The sequence below is a fragment of the Apolloniradiicaulis salifontis genome, from assembly GCF_053756655.1.
In genome coordinates this window covers 887,753-902,500 of record NZ_CM132387.1, presented here as the reverse complement: position 1 = coordinate 902,500, position 14,748 = coordinate 887,753, and the positions used below count along the sequence as shown (strand labels likewise).

Sequence of the window (14,748 nt, the reverse complement as noted above, 5' to 3'; positions counted from 1 at the left end):
TACCGGGATCCTCATCTGGACCGCGGGCGCGCTGGTCACCGCAGTGATCATCCCCTCGCGGCCGGTGCTGATTCTCGCCGCGCTGCTAGGCGCCTTCTGGGCGGGATCTGAAGCGATGAACCCCCTCGCCCCCGGCCAGATCTGGGGTTATGCGCCAGTCTGGCTCGTCACGGCGGGGCTCGCCTGGCGGCTCAAATCGGCGATCACCTTGCATCTGCTGGGTCTCGCGCTGCTGGTCTGGGCGGGTCATCTCATCATGGAAACGACAGGCGGCGCTTTCAGCGATCAGTCGCGGGCCGCCGTCTACGCGCTGATCATCGGCGCCCTCGCCATGGTGTTCGCGGCCCTGCGAGACCGGGAGGTCTTCGGCGCCGGGGTGCTCGCCAGCTGGCTGGGTGCGGGAGCGCTGGCGGCCGGCTTTGTGGTGCAGAACCCGGATCTCGCCGGCGACACCCTGCCCGGCGCGCTCTACTGGACGCTCACCGGCGCCGGATTGGTCACCCTCGTCCTGGCTGCCTCGATCCGAACCGTGCGCGGCGGGCTGGCCCTTGGCGCGGCCATCGCCTTCATCGCAGGCGGTCTGGCCGCCGCCGCCCTGCCCGCGATCTATGTCCAGGCGCCGGACGGCGGAGCGTTCTTTGTCGAGATCGCCGCCGGCGCGGCGATCTACGCAGCCGCGGTCGCGCTGATTCTCATCGGCGCACGTCCCGGACACCGGGCGGCGGGCGTTCTGGGCGTGATCGCGTTCATCGCCGAGACGCTCTATGTCTACGGCGCGCTGTTCGGCGGGCTTTTGAGCACCTCGGTCTTCTTCGCCGCCGGCGGACTCTTGCTCCTGGCCGTGTCGGTCCTCATCAGCCGTGTGGCGCGCCGCATCGCCAGGCCGGCGCGCGAGGGAGACGCGTCATGAGCCTTTTACTGCGTCTTCTCGCCGTCGCGCTTGTGATGAGCGTGATTCTCGCAGGCCTCGTGGCGCGGCACGCCTGGCTGCGGTCCAGCGGCCATGAGATATATCTGGAGATGGAGCCGGTGGATCCGCGCGATGTTCTGCTGGGCCATTATGTGCAGCTGCGCACGGGGCTGCACGAGCTGGATACGAGTGAACTCGACGGGCCGGACACGGGCTGGATGCGGGGCGACAGGGTCTATGTGGCGCTGAGCGAGACCGGAACCGGCGCCGTGGCGCCGGCCGCCGTATACCATCAGCCCCCGGCCTGGCCGTTCATTCTGGGCCGGGTTCACCGCGTGCAAACCCGGTCCGACTTTACAGAGCCCGAACAGGTTGAAGGCGAGGCCCCAAGCTGGAGCACCGAGCCGATTGCCGGAACCGAGCGGGATATTCTCCAGGTGCGCTATAATCTGGAGCGCTATTACGCCCCCAATGAGCAGGCGCTGGCGCTTGAATCCATGCGGACGCAGGACCGGCTGCGCCTGATCGTGTCCTTGGCAGAAGACGGGAGCGCCGTCATCAAGGGCCTCGAGATCGACGGTGAGCCGCAATACGATACGCTGTTTTAAGGCGCGCCTTAACGCCAGACGAGATAGCGCACCATCAAGGGATAAAGCGCGAACCCGGTGACCAGCCCCCCGATATGACCTTCCCAGGCAATGGGGATCGGAAAGAACAGGTCTCCCGCCGCGAGCGCCAGATTGATAACCAGCCAGGGCAAGGCGATGCGCTGCATCACGCTGCGCCCGCCCGCGGCGAACCCGGCGCCGGCTATGACCCCTGAAATCGCGGTGGAGGAGCCGGCCATGATGCTGGCCTCACCCGCGTTCACGACGCTGGTGGCGATCGCCCCGCCAATGGCGCAGGCGAAGAAGAAGATCAGGAAGCCCGGCGTGCTTTTCCAGCCCCGCCCGAACGGACGCGCCGCGGCCGGACCGAACGCCAGAAGCGCGCCGAGATTCATCAGCAAGTGCAGCCAGCCGAAATGTACGAAGACATGCAGCACGTAGGGCGTCAGCCCGAACAGCGGGGCCGGGGGCAATTCGCCAAGGGCGCCGCCGGTTCGGATCGTCCCGAGCCAGAGCGTGATCCCGTGGATCATTCCACCGCCGCGCCCGGACATGGTCCAGCTTTGGCTCAATTGAACCGCGAGCATCAGCCCCGCCAGCAGGAGAATCACCGGCGCCATCATGTTGAAGATAGGCGTCGGCCCCCGCGGCGCCGGGCGCTGGACTGGGGGCTCGGGCGTTCCGGCGGGGCCGCGCGGATCTGGCGTCTGGGTCAAGGCGGGTCCTTTCGCGCCGGTATCGAGACCTAACCTAGGGCGCTGGCACGCCCGTTGCACCCGTCAGGTCAAAAGCGTCTTCAAAGAGGACACATGATGACCGGCCCCTGCACCACCCTTACCGGCGCCCTTGTCGCAGCCACCGCACTTTGCGGGCTCGCCGCGGCCCAGGAAAGCCACCCTTCAGACTGGACCCGGCCCTATGGCCAGGCCCATGGCGAGGAGACGCGCCCCTTCAGCGGTGCGCGCACCCGCGCCGGCAACCGGGTGGTGATCAACGGGATTATCCAGACCGGCGTCGGCGTCTCCGCCCAGGCCTCCGCCTACGGCTCGGTTCAGGCCGGCGGCGGGGTTCAGGGCGAAGGCGGCTATTACGGCCCGTTCGCCAACGCCAACGCCAACGCCAGCGCGATCGGCAACCAGCTGAACGTTGTGGTGAACGGCAATTACAACACCGTCGTGGTCAACAGCAATCAGACCAATACCGGAAACGTGACCGCCAACGCCGGCGCAAACACGAACGGCGAGTCGGCTTCGGAGGGTGATGATGCGCAAGATTAAGGCCCTCATCGGCGCCGCGATGTCCGCGCTCACTGTGACCGCTTGCGCCACCTCGACGCCGGGCTCGGACGGGCTCTACGCAACACCCACGGGCAGCGCGCCGGTCACGGCCAATCCGACCCCCTACTCCGAAGCGCTGGTGTGCATGTCCAATCATGCAAGGCGCTCCGGACTGGCCGCCCCGCGCGTCGCTGTGGGCCGCATCGCCGACTATACCGGCCAGATCGCGCCCGAAGGCGGCACGCGGGTGACCCAGGGCGCTTCGCTCATGGCCATGAGCGCCTTCGCCAAGACCGGCGCGCGCCTCGTGGAGCGTTTTGACACATCGGTGGCCGAGCTGGAGCTGCGTTACGCCAACAACCAGCTTTTGGGCGACCAGGCTGAGGAAGAAGGCTTTCGCCAGATTTACGCCGGCTCGATCCCGGGCTCGGACTATTATCTGGTGGGCGGCATCACCGAGCTGAACGCCAATATCCGCTCCAACGGTCAGGACCTGTTCGCCGGCGACAGCGTGGATTCCTCGCCGTCGGGCGTCTTCAGCCGGCGCATGTACGTGATGAATGTGGGCCTCGACCTGCGGCTTATCGATTCGCGCACGCTGGAAGTGGTCGACGTGGTCTCCTACCAGAAGCAGATCATCGGCCGGGAATTGTCCGCGGGCGTCTTCGCCTTCTTCGGCGACGCCGTGGTGGACGTCTCCGCCGGCGGCCGCTCGCTGGAGCCGGTCCAGCTGGCCGTGCGCTCGGTGATCGAGCGCGCCGTTCTCGAAATCTCCGCGCAGCTCTACGGCGTCTCGCCGGAACAGACCTGCGCCTTCGACGATCCCATCGGCGGCTCCACCGTCACCGGCGGGGTCCAGCTTCAAACCGCTTACGCGCCTTCGGAGGCTCCCTATGTCCAGGCTCGCACGAGTGTTGATCGCGGGCACGAGCGCCGCGACTCTGATATCCGCAGCCAGCTTCGCGGAACCTTCAGATAGGGTCGAGCTCGACCAGGCGAACTCAGGTTCCACGACCGCGCAGGACGTCCAGTCCGCCGGCGGGGTGGAGACCGCGGTCTCCAGCGCCTTCGCCCAGGCGAACTCGGCCACCGGCGAGGTGACCAATTGGACCGGCGTGACCGGCGTCCAGTCGCTCACCGGGTCAGTGGACGCGGTCTCATCGGTCGATGTCGATGGGATCTGGTCCTATGCGCTGTCGAACGCCGCCGCCCAGGGCAACGCCCTGACGGTGGGCGCCAGCGCCAATTTGGACATGGATCTCCAGCAGAGCGCGGACGCAGGCTCGCGCGTGTCGGGCCTTTCGGCGCTTAGGATCGGGACTTATGCCGGCCACACCGTGCAGGGCGCCAGCGCGGCCGCCAATGCGGTCCAGGTCAGCGGCTCCGGCGCCCATGATCTGCAGCTCTCCCAGAACGCGGACGGCGAGGTGTTCGCGGGCGCTGTGCTGGACGCGGCGGACGCCGAGATCGAGACCTTCGCTCAAGGCGCCCAGGCGGCCGGCAACTCGCTCACCGCCGGGGGCTATGAGGGCAACCCCATCGCCTACGTGACCCAGTCCCAGACCGGGACAGTGGATGCGGTGACGCAGGCCGATATCCGCAACGCCGATTACGGCGGCGTCGCCGCGTCCAGCGCGGCGGGCAATACGCTCACCATTACAAACGATTACGGCTACGCCCATGCGCAAGGAAGCCAGACCAATTCCGGCGCCGTGCGCGCCACCACGACCCTGAATGTCGGCGATTTCGGCAACGGGCTGGTGGCCGGATCCGCCAACGCCATGGGCAATGCGTCCCTGGTCTCCAATATCGGCGCGGACGCGTATACCGGCATGAATCAGACCAATTCCGGCCCGGTGACCGCCCAGGTGAACTTCGCAGGTGGTATCGGCGGATCAGGGGTCGGCGGCGCCGGCGCGGCGCTGTCGGCGTCGGCCATCGGCAACGCCCAGAGCGGCTATATCTGTTCAGAATGCCCGGTCTCACTGAACGCCAACATCAACCAGACCAATAGCGGCCCGGTGCGCGCCGGCGTCACCGCCACCCATACCGGCCAGATCGGCGCCCTCACCGGCTCGGCCACCGCCGTGGGTAACGCCGCGACTTTCTCAAGCCGGGCGCCAGGGGGCTAGGCGGGGCTCCGCCCCCCTACTCCCGCAGTTCAGCCGCCTTCAGCGCACGATAGAACTCGAGATTCCACGCCGCGCCGGATTGACCGGTATGCTCCAGAGGGTCGCTCGTTTCCGGTTCGATGCCGAGCGCCTGTGCGATTTGGCCTCCGTAAAGGCCGCGATAGCCGCGCCCCCAGGCGAGCGAGGGCAGGTCCACCATGAAATAGGTGAACAGCTCCGACACCCCGCCATGGTTCTCCTCTTTCAGCCAGGCGTCGACAAAGGCGCGGTCGAAATGGGCGTTATAGGCGGTGAACAGCGCAGTGCGATTCCCCACCGTTTCTTCGTGAAACGCCAGGAAGGCGCGGGCCGCCTCCGCCTCGCCGGATGCGCCAAGCTCGGCCCAGCGCGCCTCATCGAAACCGTTGATTCCTCGCGCGATCTCGCCGGCGCGCTCCGGATGGTCGGGCGTGATGCGGATGAAGAATTCGCCCAGCACAGCTCCTTCAAGGTCGGTGTACACCGCCCCGATATCGATCAGTTCGTGATGGCCGGGCTCCAGCCCCGTCGTCTCCACATCGATGATGGCGAGCACGAAGGCGTCCGGATCCGTTTCCGGCGTCACCGGCTGAAAAGCCGCTGCAGCGAGGGCGGCGACTGTCGCAAGGGCGTCAAACATGAAAAAGGCTCTCCTGGATGAAATGTCCAGGAGAGCCTAGCAGGCCGTTACGACGGTCCTGTTTCAAGAAGTGACGCTACAGCACCGTGAGCATGCTCGCCACGAGCGGGTGGCGCACGATGTCTTCGGATTGCAGGGTCACCACCGCGATATCCTCCACCGGATCAAGCTTCTCCGCGATGGTCTTCAGGCCTGACAGCTCGGGCAGCAGATCGGTCTGGGCCGGGTCGCCGGTGACCACCATGGTGGAGTTCCACCCCAGACGCGTGAGCAGCATTTTGAGCTGCGCGTAGGTGCAGTTCTGGGCCTCGTCGACCACCACATAGGCGTTGTTCAGCGTGCGGCCGCGCATGTATCCGATGGGCGCGATCTCGATCAGGCCTTCAGCCATCAGCGCTTTGAGGCGTTTCGGGCTGAGACGGTCGGCGAGCGCGTCATAGAGCGGGCGCAGATAGGGCGCGAGCTTCTCCTCCATGGCGCCGGGCAGGAAGCCGAGCGATTCCCCGGCTTCCACCGCGGGGCGTGACAGCACGATGCGGCCCACCTGGCCGGCTTCCAGGGCCTCCACCGCCTTGGCGACGGCCAGATAGGTCTTGCCGGTGCCGGCCGGGCCCAGCGCGAGGACCAGATTATAGGTGTCGATGGCCTCCATGAGGGTGGCCTGGTTCTTCGAGCGCGGCTTCACATTCTTGGTGTAGCTCTGATCGCGCATGGGTTCCTTGTCGTCCGGGGCCCAGCGGGTGCCGGGAAACAGCGCCCGGACCTTTTCCTCCTCGTAGGCTTCTGCGTTGAATGATCCGGCCTGGCGGCGCTTGGTTACACGCTTGCCCATGTCAGTCCCTCCAGAAGACAAGAAAAAACCCCTGACGCGGATGCGCAGGGGTGGATGAAGAATCGGCGATCTCAGCGAGGCGGCGGGACTCCCCGGAGCGGTCGGACTCCGTCGCATCAGGCGGCGGAACCAGTCCCGGGTTTGGTGGCGCAACAGGCATGGCCTGTCTCCCTTTCGCGGTCGCTTCTATGCGCTTTTGCGCTGCGAATGCGATTGCGATGGGTTGATCGCGAATCGCACTCACAGTCTCATCCTACGATAATGAACGAAGTATGAGTCCCCGCTTTGCGAACATGTCATAGAACTGAAGCCGGGGCGCCACACTTGAACCCGTTAGACCTGTAGGAAAGCTTTGAAACCATGACGCTTTACGCCCTTCAAGACGATAAGCCCGAGCTTCACCCCGAGGGCGCCTGGGTGGCGCCGAGCGCCGCCGTGATCGGCAAAGTTAAACTTTTGAAGAACGCTTCGGTCTGGTTCGGCGCCACGATCCGCGGCGATAACGAGCTGATCACGATCGGCGAAGACTCCAATGTGCAGGACGGCACGGTGATGCACACCGATATGGGCTTCCCGCTGGTGCTGGGAAAAGGCGTGACCGTGGGCCACAACGCCATGCTCCACGGCTGCATCGTGGGCGATTACTCGCTGGTGGGAATCGGCGCGACGATCCTGAACGGCGCGCGGATCGGCAAGAACTGCATCATCGGCGCCCACGCCCTGATCACCGAGGGCAAGGAGATTCCCGACGGTTCGGTGGTGATGGGCTCGCCGGGCAAGGTGGTCAAACAGATCGCCGAGGGCGTGGACGAAATCCTCAAAGCCAGCGCCGGCCATTATGTGGAGAACGCCAGGCGCTACGCCGCCGATCTTCGCCCGGCCGAAGGCGGCGAACGCAGTCCCGGCCCGCTGAAGCGCGCCTGAGGCGAAACAGCCAGCCATCGGCCAGCGATCTCTGAACGCGTCCCTCGCGGCTGGCGAAAAAAGCGCCACAGGATGAGGAGTGAAGCGTTTGACCGGCTCCTCATCCTGCGGCGCGGGCCGTGCGGGCGGGCGTTGAAGGACCCGCCCGGCGACTTGCTCTAGCGCCGCCAGGTCAGGCCGACGCCGAACAGGTCCGCGCTATTGTCGAACTCGCCGACCAGCCGATCTCCGCCGGACCCCACCGCATCGACGGGCGCATCGTCGAAAAACAGGTGCTGATAACCCAGATCCATCGTGAACGCTTCACTGGGCGTCCAGCTGGCGCCGAGCGCCGCAACGACGCGGTCGGAGTCCGGCACGCGAGGCGTGCGCTCGTCGGTCGGCGTCGGGCTTTCATCATAGGCGAGTCCTGCGCGCACCACCCAGTCAGGGCGCGGCGCGTATTCAACGCCGACAGAGGCCTTGATCGTATCATGATAGGCCAGCGTCTCGCGGCTGGAAGGCTGGGCGGGGTTTTCAAAATCCACCACCAAAGCCTGAATATCCCAGAAAGTGGCGCGCACGGTGGCGTTCAAGGCCAGAGCGCCGTTCACTTCGTGTCGAAGGCTCACCGCCGCTTCAGACGGCAGATCCAGCGGCGCCGCGCCGTTGGTGTTGGTGAACACCGGCGAGAAGATCGCCGCACCTGCTGGCGTTCCGAATTCCGCCTCGCCTTCAAGGTCGTGATTGACCGCAGAGCGGTAGGAAAAGCCGATACGCGTGCCCTCCTCAGGCTCGAACAGAATCCCCGCGTTCCAGCCATAGGACCAGTCATCGCCCTTAACCCGTACAAAACCTTCGGAGGTCTGTGGGGCGAGCCCGGCCTGGGCGCAGGTCGCCGCCGGCGCCTGGGACAGGCAAACGGCGGTGAAATTGATCACATTGGACAGCGTCGCATCGGCGTATTGCGCCGAGACGCCAAAGCCGAGGCTGACCTGGTCGTTCAGCTCGAACGCCACGGACGGGTTGATGTCGACCACCTGCAGCGAGGACTTCACCGCCTGATAGCGGGTCAGCGAATCCGGCGCATACTCGGTGGCCAGGCCGAACGGCGCATTCACTCCGAGGCCCAGCGTGATCGAATCGGTGACCGGCGCCGACATGTAGACATTGGGAATGACCTTGTCGGTGAAGAGATCGTCCTCTTCGGTTCCCGACAGGGGCGCGCCAAACGCGTTCGTGGACCCGGCGTTTTCAAACTCGCCGCGGCCATAGATGTAGAACGCGCCTGAATTGACCTGCAGGCCGTCGAGCCGGGACAGACCCGCCGGATTGGACCAGATCGTTGAAGGGTCGGAGGCCAGAGCCGCGTAGCCCGCGTTGGCCATGCCGAAATCGCGCGAGGAGTATTCCGACAGCTTGAAGCCGTCGGCGAGGGCAGGCGCGGCGGCGGACAGGCTCAGCGCGGCGGCGAAGCCGGCGCCGGCGGCGATACGGGGAAGGATCGATCGCATGGGAAACCTTGCATGTTGCTGACGTCACGTCGCGAAGCCGGACCAAGTGTCCGAATTCATCGCAACGGCGCGCCTAACATGCTGGTTCCTAGGTATAAGGGTCGTCTGCAGCTGCAATTGCAGCTGAAGCGTCAGCCTCAGTCGCGTCGGCCCCACAGCTCGCGAATGCGTCCGTCGGCGTCCCGGCCCAGATTGAACCAGGCCGAGCGATCGCGGGACGCGTCCACCACCAGAAGCTTGTCGTCACGGCCCAGAAGATGGCTCAGCTCATTGCGCAAATGAGCGGCGCTCGCGGCGCCGCGTACAAGCCAGACCCCCGCCGTGATCGCCTCCACGTCGCCGAAATCGCGGAGCGCGGCCTCAAAGGCGCCGCGGCTGTCCACATGAAGCTCGGCGACAATGAGAAAATTGGCGGTGCGCGCATCGCTGGGCGCCGGCCGTTTTTCGCCCGGCGCGCGGCGCACATCGTCAAGCCAGGTCTTGAGCGCGGGAACCTCGGAAGCCAGCCGGAACCCCTGATCGCGTTGTTCAGAGACGCTGGAATGGGGTGCAATGCGCCCCTCCCCGACAAAGGCGCGCATCTGCGCGCCGGTGTAGGGTCCGTAGACTCGGCCTTCAACTTTTACAAACCAGGACATTGTGATTCCGTCATCGCGCGGCATGTGCAGCTCCCAGCCTCAGCTCGCTTAATCCGAAGCTCTCACACCGGTAAGGCAAGAATCGGGCCGACGATTGTGAAATTAGGACGACAATCGGCGACACTGGCCACAAATGGCCGCGCCGAGGCGCCGGCTTGCTCACTCAAAATACCGAAGACAGGCCGGCTTCAGGCCGGCGGGTCGAACGAAACCGCAAATCCGGTGTCCAGCCAACGCGCTACGTGGCCCTTCATATCGCCCACCATCACCGGCTCGCCCACGCGCGGCCGCTCAAGACAGGCGAAGGCCGCACCGGTGATCGACACATCCACCACGTCGGCCTGGATCACCACGCCGTCCCGCAGTCTGATTCTGGCTCGGCCACGGCCCGGTTTGCGCGGGGCGGTGCGGTCTTCATCAAGACCCAGGCGTTCCATGTTGAAACGCCAGGTGATCGCATCGGCCAGCCGGTCGCGCTTGCGCTGGGAGCTGATGAGCCGCAGGCCGAAACCCGTCTGACCCGCGCGCACCACCTCGCCCTCCAGGCGTCCGAGCCCGTCAAACAGAAGCACCACGCGCTCACCGCGCTTGGGCGGAGTTTTCGTGAGGACCCGTGCGCCGCCGGGAGACACGTCCACCAGTCGGCAGGTGAACTCGCCTGTGCTCACCGCAAGGCCGCGTCCGGGCAGTGCAAGCTCGAGCCGCCGGTGACGGCGGCGCTCCTGCGCACCGCGCGCGGCGATCTTGATCTTGCGCCGGTCCAGGCGGGTATGAAAATCGACGGTGTTGCTCATCACGCCTTACTGATCCTGGCAAGGCGTGCAGCTTAAGCGGATGAGCCTTAAGAAATCGCTGCGCCGACTAAACGTCGTTGGCGGCGAGCGCACGCTTGGGCGCGGAGTCGTCCCGGCTGAACAACGACATGGACGGATCCGGCGTACCGGCCGGGAAAAGCTGGATCAGCCGATGGCGCAGAACGGGACGCCCGCCAAGCTTTGCCGGATCAAGCGGCTGGTACAGTCCCAGCACCCGGTCGAGCCAGCCCTCTGGACCACGCAAGGGAAGAAGCGTCAGCTCCACCAGGCAGGAGCGCGCATCCAGCGTCACCGCCTCGCACAGGGCGCGGGCCGGCGCCGGCGCGCTCAGCGCGCCTTCAAGCAGGGCCGTCATGTGGGCGCGATCATGATCGCTCCACAAAGACAGGAAGTTCTGATCACGAAACTCGCGCTTGTGCAGGCTGCAAAGGCCCGTGCCGGCCAGGCGGAACACGTGATGGTCCCGGTCCATGCGGCGCAAGAGAAAGATGTGGGACAACAGCGCGCCCAGATCCTGGGGCGCGATATCAGCCCGGGCCGGCGCGGGCTCGCCGCGCCGGCGCGCGTCCCAATAAGCGAGCAGAGTTCTGGTGTGGGCGTGTTCCAAAGCCGGGCGTCCTTCGTCCTGTCCGGCGCATCGCTCGCCGGCCCGTTAGATCGGCCCCCAAGCAAACGTCTTGCCAATTGATGAAACACACCCGGCTCGCACTCCTGTCCCGGGCAACGGCGCGACGCTTGCAAGGCGGGGGGCTGAACTGATCTGGAGACCGCCATGCGCGTTTCATCCCGGTACGCCGCCCTTGCGACCGCCATAGCCGGAGCCGTCCTGGCCGCAGCCGCCGCAGCGGGCGATCCGGCGCCGACACCGCCCTCGCCCCCGCCGCCCTCGCACAATCCCTGCTGCGGGCATCCAGGCGGGCCCAACATCCATGCGCCCAACGTCCATATCGGCGGACCCAACGTGCATGTAGGCGGTCCCAACATCCATATGGGCGGCATCAATCTGCACTCCAGCGTGAATGTGAACGTCAACGCCAGCGCAAGCGCCAACGCCGTAGCGACAGCGACCTCCGGCGCCCGCGCCGGAGCGGGCGCGAGCGGGAACACCTTCATCTATTCGGGCGGCGGCTATGTGGGCGGGACCTATCCCGGCGCCGCCACGGCCCTCACCGGCCTGAGGCTCGCCGGCGCGTCCTCCACCGAGATCGTGGAGGAGGAACGCACCCGCCTGGTCGAGGAATGGCGGCTGGTGCGCGCGGTGTGCGTGGACGACGGCGGCTCGCCGCACCCGGCCTCTCGCCCCGACCCTGACGAGCGGGTTCATCCAGACTTTGACGGCGAAATCTTCCGCTGCATGGCCGGCACCGCCTTGCAGGCGACGCTGGGCTGGCGCGAAGCGGGCCATGACCGCTTTGACGGCGGCGAGACGATCCAGTGCGACAAGGGCGAAGCTCTGCGCCACGGCGCGGGCGGACGGCTCTACTGCGCCACCGAGGAAGCCCGCCGCAACTGTAATGAGCGTTCGCTCCTGCGCCTTCACGGGCCGGGCGTGAAGCTGATCTATTACCGCTACGAGGAAACCTACATGGAGAGTTACGAGCGCCGAACCGAGCGCAGCGAAGTCTCCTCCATGACCCTCATGCTGGACGGCGGGGTCGGCGGCTACCGCTGAGCCGCGCCTTAATCACACCCACCACCCACCTTCAAACGCGCCCCGGCTTCTCCTGCCGGGGCGTTTTTTTAGTCTGCCAAGGCGTCGAGAATCAGCTGCGCCGCCTCGCCAACCGTGCGGCGCTCCACCTCCACCACAGCGTTGGCTTCGCGCATGAGCTCGGCGTCGATGGCGCCGATCAGCGGCGCCAGAGCGCGGGCGATCGCGGGGCGCTGGGCGGCGTCGGCGGAGATCAGCAGAATCGCGTCATAAGGCGGCAGGGCGCCGGCTGGATCCTCAAGCACCCTGAGATCATAGGCCAGGATCCGCCCGTCAGTGGTGTAGGCGGTCACCGCGTCCACCTGGCGATCGCGCACGGCGGCGTACATGAAGGTGGAGTCCATGGAGCGCTGCTCCACGCCGGATAGGCCATAGAGCCCCCTCACCCGCTCCCATTCGGGACGCGAGAAGAACTCCGGGTCCGCGCCCACGCTCAAGTCCTCAACGCGGGTGAGATCGCCGATGGTCTGAAGCGCCTGGGCTTCGGCCAGCCCGCGCGAAACCGCAAAGCCATAGGCGTTCTCAAAGCCGAGCCCGCCCAGCGAAACCACGCCGTGAGTTTCATAAAGCCAGCTTGAGACCGCCGCGTTCATCACAGCCCGCGGCGCTGACGCCTCGCGCTGCATTGCGGCGCCCCACAACGTGCCGGTATATTCCACATAGATGTCGATCTCGCCCGATATCAGCGCGTCGAAGACGACGGTGGAGCCCAGATTGTCTCGCCGGCGCACCTGCGCCCCAGCGGCCTCGAGGCGCGCGCCCATCACCTCGGCCAGGATATATTGCTCGGTGAAGCTCTTGGCGCCGATGACCACGGGCTCGCCGCCGAAGCCGGTCACGGCGTCATCGGAGCGCGCCATCCGGTCCACGTCGCGGGTGGCCAGCTGGGCGCCCAGAATGGCCCCGGCTGGCACGGCCACCATGGCGATCCCGGCCAGCGCGGCGCGCAGGCGCTTGCCGGAGCTGGCGGACACCTGAAGCGCCCGGATCGTCTGATCGAGCAGGATGGCGAGCCCGGCCGAGCAGATGCAGCCGAACACCACCGCCGCCCAGTTGCGGGTCTGCAGCCCGGAGAAAATGTAATTGCCAAGGCTTGTGGCGCCCACCGGCGTGGCGAGCACCGCGGCGCCGATCACCCAGACGCTGGCCGTGCGCACGCCCGCGACGATCGCCGGCGCGGCAAGCGGCAGCTCGACCCGGAACAGGCTCTGCGCCTGGCTCATGCCCACCCCGCGCGCCGCCTCGCGCACGCCGGCGTCCACGCCCTGCAGGCCGACGATGGTGTTGCGCAGGACGGGCAGGATCCCATAGAGCGTCAGCGCCACATAGGCGGGCAGAAAGCCGATCATGCCGCCCAGCAGCGGCACCATGAGCGCCAGCAATGCAAGGCCGGGAATGGTCTGCAGCACGCTCGCCACCGTCAGGGACGGACCGGCCAGGCGCGGATTGCGCGCGGCGAAGACGCCCAGCGGCAGCGAGATCGCCAGCGCCGACAGGATCGCCGCCAGCGACAGCCGGATATGGCCGCCAAGATATGCGGGAAGCTGCTCGATCAGGGGCTGAAGCGTCTCACCCATGGCTCGCGCCTTCGTGCAGGGCCGCAATGCGTCCCGCCTCGCGCAGCGGACTTTCCAGCATGCGCGACACCCGCTCGTCCGCCGGCGAGGCCAGCAGGCGTTCAGGCGTATCGTATTGAATCACCGCGCCCTCGTGCATCACTGCGATTCGCGTCGCCAGCAGCAGCGCCTCGGCCATGTCGTGCGTCACCAGCACCGCAGCAAAGCGCAGCTCCGCCTGCAGAGCGGCGACGTCCTCGCGCAATGCGTCGCGGGTGATCGGGTCCAGCGCGCCGAACGGCTCGTCCATGAGCATCAGGCCGGGACCGGCCGCCAGCGCGCGGGCGACGCCGACGCGCTGGCGTTGACCGCCGGAGAGCGCGCTCGGCCTGCGTTTCGCAAACTCGGCCGGATCCAAGCGCACCAGGGTCAGCAGCTCCTCGACGCGCGCGGCGATCCGCTCCGGCGCCCAGCCCAGAAGCCTTGGCACGACGGCGATGTTTTCAGAGACGGTGTAGTGAGGAAACAGGCCGTCGCCCTGCATCACCCAGCCGATGCGCCGGCGCAGGGCTACGGGATCAAGCCCGGCCGCGTCCTCGCCGTCGATCTCTATGCGTCCCGAGGACGGTTCAAGCAGGCGATTGACGCATTTCAGGGTGGTCGTCTTGCCGCAGCCGGACTCGCCCACAAGGGCGACAAGCTCGCCGGGGCCGGCGGCGAAGCTCACATCACTCACCGCCTGAACCCCGCCGGGAAAAGTCTTGGCGAGCGCCTCGACGCTTAAGGCCGCCCGCTCAGCCATCAGTCCTCGAGATCGATGTCGAGAATGGTGATCTCGAAGGAGTAGGAGGTTTCGCCCTCCTCCACATTCTTCGACACCACGCCCAGGCATTCCTGGCCCAGATAGATTTCCGCGCATTCGTCGGCGCGCTGGCGCAGCTGAACGCGCAGTTCAGGGTTCAGTTTCTTATGCAGGAAGGATTCGACCTTCGCGGCTTCTTCACGGTGAAAAACGGGTGCGGCCACTGACGTGCCCCTTTCGTGTCTTGAGTCTGGAAAATCTGGCCGGAGCCTAGCGCCAAAGCGCCAAAGGGCAACCGGGGGCGGTGCTCGCGGCGGCGAACCGGTGAGGCTTTCGCGCCGCGCGGCGGCGTGCGGCGCGGCGCTCGCGGTCTCGCGCACTGGACCGGGGCG

17 protein-coding genes (1 of these 17 running past the window's edge) are annotated in these 14,748 nt (G+C 66.6%); 7 read left to right on the top strand and 10 right to left on the bottom strand.

What is annotated here, in order from left to right:
• Together ACWCOP_RS04375 and ACWCOP_RS04370 are read left to right on the top strand one after the other, a co-directional pair.
• Positions 1-910, top strand: partial view of a DUF2157 domain-containing protein gene (locus tag ACWCOP_RS04375; protein ID WP_478250008.1) — the 3' portion only. It extends 386 nt beyond the left edge of the window; the window shows 910 of its 1,296 coding nt (coding positions 387-1,296); its start codon lies off the left edge, out of view; it ends in the stop codon at positions 908-910.
• Complete coding sequence (locus tag ACWCOP_RS04370; RefSeq protein WP_478250007.1) at positions 907-1,518, top strand: GDYXXLXY domain-containing protein; 612 nt, start codon at positions 907-909, stop codon at positions 1,516-1,518. Before ACWCOP_RS04375 ends, ACWCOP_RS04370 begins: the two co-directional genes overlap by 4 nt.
• Positions 1,519-1,526: 8 nt before the next feature.
• Here the strand turns inward: ACWCOP_RS04370 and ACWCOP_RS04365 are convergent, their stop codons facing one another.
• Positions 1,527-2,234 carry a rhomboid family intramembrane serine protease gene (locus ACWCOP_RS04365; RefSeq protein ID WP_478250006.1) on the bottom strand — a complete coding sequence of 236 codons (708 nt, stop codon included), beginning with the start codon at positions 2,232-2,234 and terminating at the stop codon, positions 1,527-1,529.
• Positions 2,235-2,327: 93 nt separating this feature from the next.
• On the opposite strand from ACWCOP_RS04365, the gene hfaA reads away from it, so the two are divergent.
• The 3 genes from hfaA to hfaD are packed head-to-tail and all read left to right on the top strand — an operon-like array spanning position 2,328 to position 4,927.
• The gene (gene hfaA / locus ACWCOP_RS04360; RefSeq protein WP_478250005.1) at positions 2,328-2,795 is read left to right on the top strand and encodes a holdfast anchoring protein HfaA; all 468 of its coding nucleotides are present in this window, start codon (positions 2,328-2,330) and stop codon (positions 2,793-2,795) included.
• Positions 2,782-3,774 (top strand): holdfast anchoring protein HfaB, encoded by a 993-nt coding sequence (gene hfaB, locus ACWCOP_RS04355; RefSeq protein ID WP_478250651.1) that lies wholly within the window; start codon positions 2,782-2,784, stop codon positions 3,772-3,774. The genes hfaA and hfaB overlap by 14 nt, the downstream gene beginning before the upstream one ends.
• On the top strand, positions 3,689-4,927 hold the full coding sequence (gene hfaD / locus ACWCOP_RS04350) for a holdfast anchor protein HfaD (RefSeq protein WP_478250004.1): 1,239 nt from the start codon (positions 3,689-3,691) through the stop codon (positions 4,925-4,927). The genes hfaB and hfaD overlap by 86 nt, the downstream gene beginning before the upstream one ends.
• Positions 4,928-4,943: 16 nt before the next feature.
• On the opposite strand, the gene ACWCOP_RS04345 is transcribed toward hfaD, so the two are convergent.
• A complete protein-coding gene (locus tag ACWCOP_RS04345; protein WP_478250003.1) occupies positions 4,944-5,585 on the bottom strand; it encodes a 3'-5' exonuclease in 642 nt (213 codons plus the stop codon).
• Between the two features lie 76 nt (positions 5,586-5,661).
• The gene (locus ACWCOP_RS04340; RefSeq protein ID WP_478250002.1) at positions 5,662-6,417 is read right to left on the bottom strand and encodes a PhoH family protein; all 756 of its coding nucleotides are present in this window, start codon (positions 6,415-6,417) and stop codon (positions 5,662-5,664) included.
• Between the two features lie 360 nt (positions 6,418-6,777).
• On the opposite strand from ACWCOP_RS04340, the gene ACWCOP_RS04335 reads away from it, so the two are divergent.
• Entirely contained in the window at positions 6,778-7,341 is a 564-nt protein-coding gene (locus ACWCOP_RS04335) for a gamma carbonic anhydrase family protein (protein ID WP_478250001.1), read from the top strand.
• 158 nt (positions 7,342-7,499) lie between these two features.
• Here ACWCOP_RS04335 and ACWCOP_RS04330 read toward each other — a convergent pair whose 3' ends face one another.
• The 4 genes from ACWCOP_RS04330 to ACWCOP_RS04315 all read right to left on the bottom strand — a co-directional run bounded on the left by ACWCOP_RS04330 (position 7,500) and on the right by ACWCOP_RS04315 (position 10,894).
• Positions 7,500-8,834 (bottom strand): OmpP1/FadL family transporter, encoded by a 1,335-nt coding sequence (locus tag ACWCOP_RS04330; RefSeq protein ID WP_478250000.1) that lies wholly within the window; start codon positions 8,832-8,834, stop codon positions 7,500-7,502.
• Positions 8,835-8,971: 137 nt separating this feature from the next.
• Positions 8,972-9,496 (bottom strand): DUF4339 domain-containing protein, encoded by a 525-nt coding sequence (locus ACWCOP_RS04325; RefSeq protein ID WP_478249999.1) that lies wholly within the window; start codon positions 9,494-9,496, stop codon positions 8,972-8,974.
• 164 nt (positions 9,497-9,660) lie between these two features.
• Positions 9,661-10,266 carry a PilZ domain-containing protein gene (locus ACWCOP_RS04320; RefSeq protein ID WP_478249998.1) on the bottom strand — a complete coding sequence of 202 codons (606 nt, stop codon included), beginning with the start codon at positions 10,264-10,266 and terminating at the stop codon, positions 9,661-9,663.
• A 67-nt stretch (positions 10,267-10,333) separates the two neighbouring features.
• The gene (locus tag ACWCOP_RS04315) at positions 10,334-10,894 is read right to left on the bottom strand and encodes a PAS domain-containing protein (protein ID WP_478249997.1); all 561 of its coding nucleotides are present in this window, start codon (positions 10,892-10,894) and stop codon (positions 10,334-10,336) included.
• Between the two features lie 165 nt (positions 10,895-11,059).
• On the opposite strand from ACWCOP_RS04315, the gene ACWCOP_RS04310 reads away from it, so the two are divergent.
• Positions 11,060-11,959 (top strand): hypothetical protein, encoded by a 900-nt coding sequence (locus ACWCOP_RS04310; protein ID WP_478249996.1) that lies wholly within the window; start codon positions 11,060-11,062, stop codon positions 11,957-11,959.
• 68 nt (positions 11,960-12,027) lie between these two features.
• Here the strand turns inward: ACWCOP_RS04310 and ACWCOP_RS04305 are convergent, their stop codons facing one another.
• The 3 genes from ACWCOP_RS04305 to ACWCOP_RS04295 are packed head-to-tail and all read right to left on the bottom strand — an operon-like array spanning position 12,028 to position 14,580.
• A complete protein-coding gene (locus tag ACWCOP_RS04305; protein ID WP_478249995.1) occupies positions 12,028-13,575 on the bottom strand; it encodes an ABC transporter permease/substrate-binding protein in 1,548 nt (515 codons plus the stop codon).
• The gene (locus ACWCOP_RS04300; RefSeq protein WP_478249994.1) at positions 13,568-14,356 is read right to left on the bottom strand and encodes an ABC transporter ATP-binding protein; all 789 of its coding nucleotides are present in this window, start codon (positions 14,354-14,356) and stop codon (positions 13,568-13,570) included. Before ACWCOP_RS04300 ends, ACWCOP_RS04305 begins: the two co-directional genes overlap by 8 nt.
• A complete protein-coding gene (locus ACWCOP_RS04295; RefSeq protein ID WP_478249993.1) occupies positions 14,356-14,580 on the bottom strand; it encodes a DUF3126 family protein in 225 nt (74 codons plus the stop codon). The genes ACWCOP_RS04300 and ACWCOP_RS04295 overlap by 1 nt, the downstream gene beginning before the upstream one ends.
• Positions 14,581-14,748: the final 168 nt, after the last annotated feature.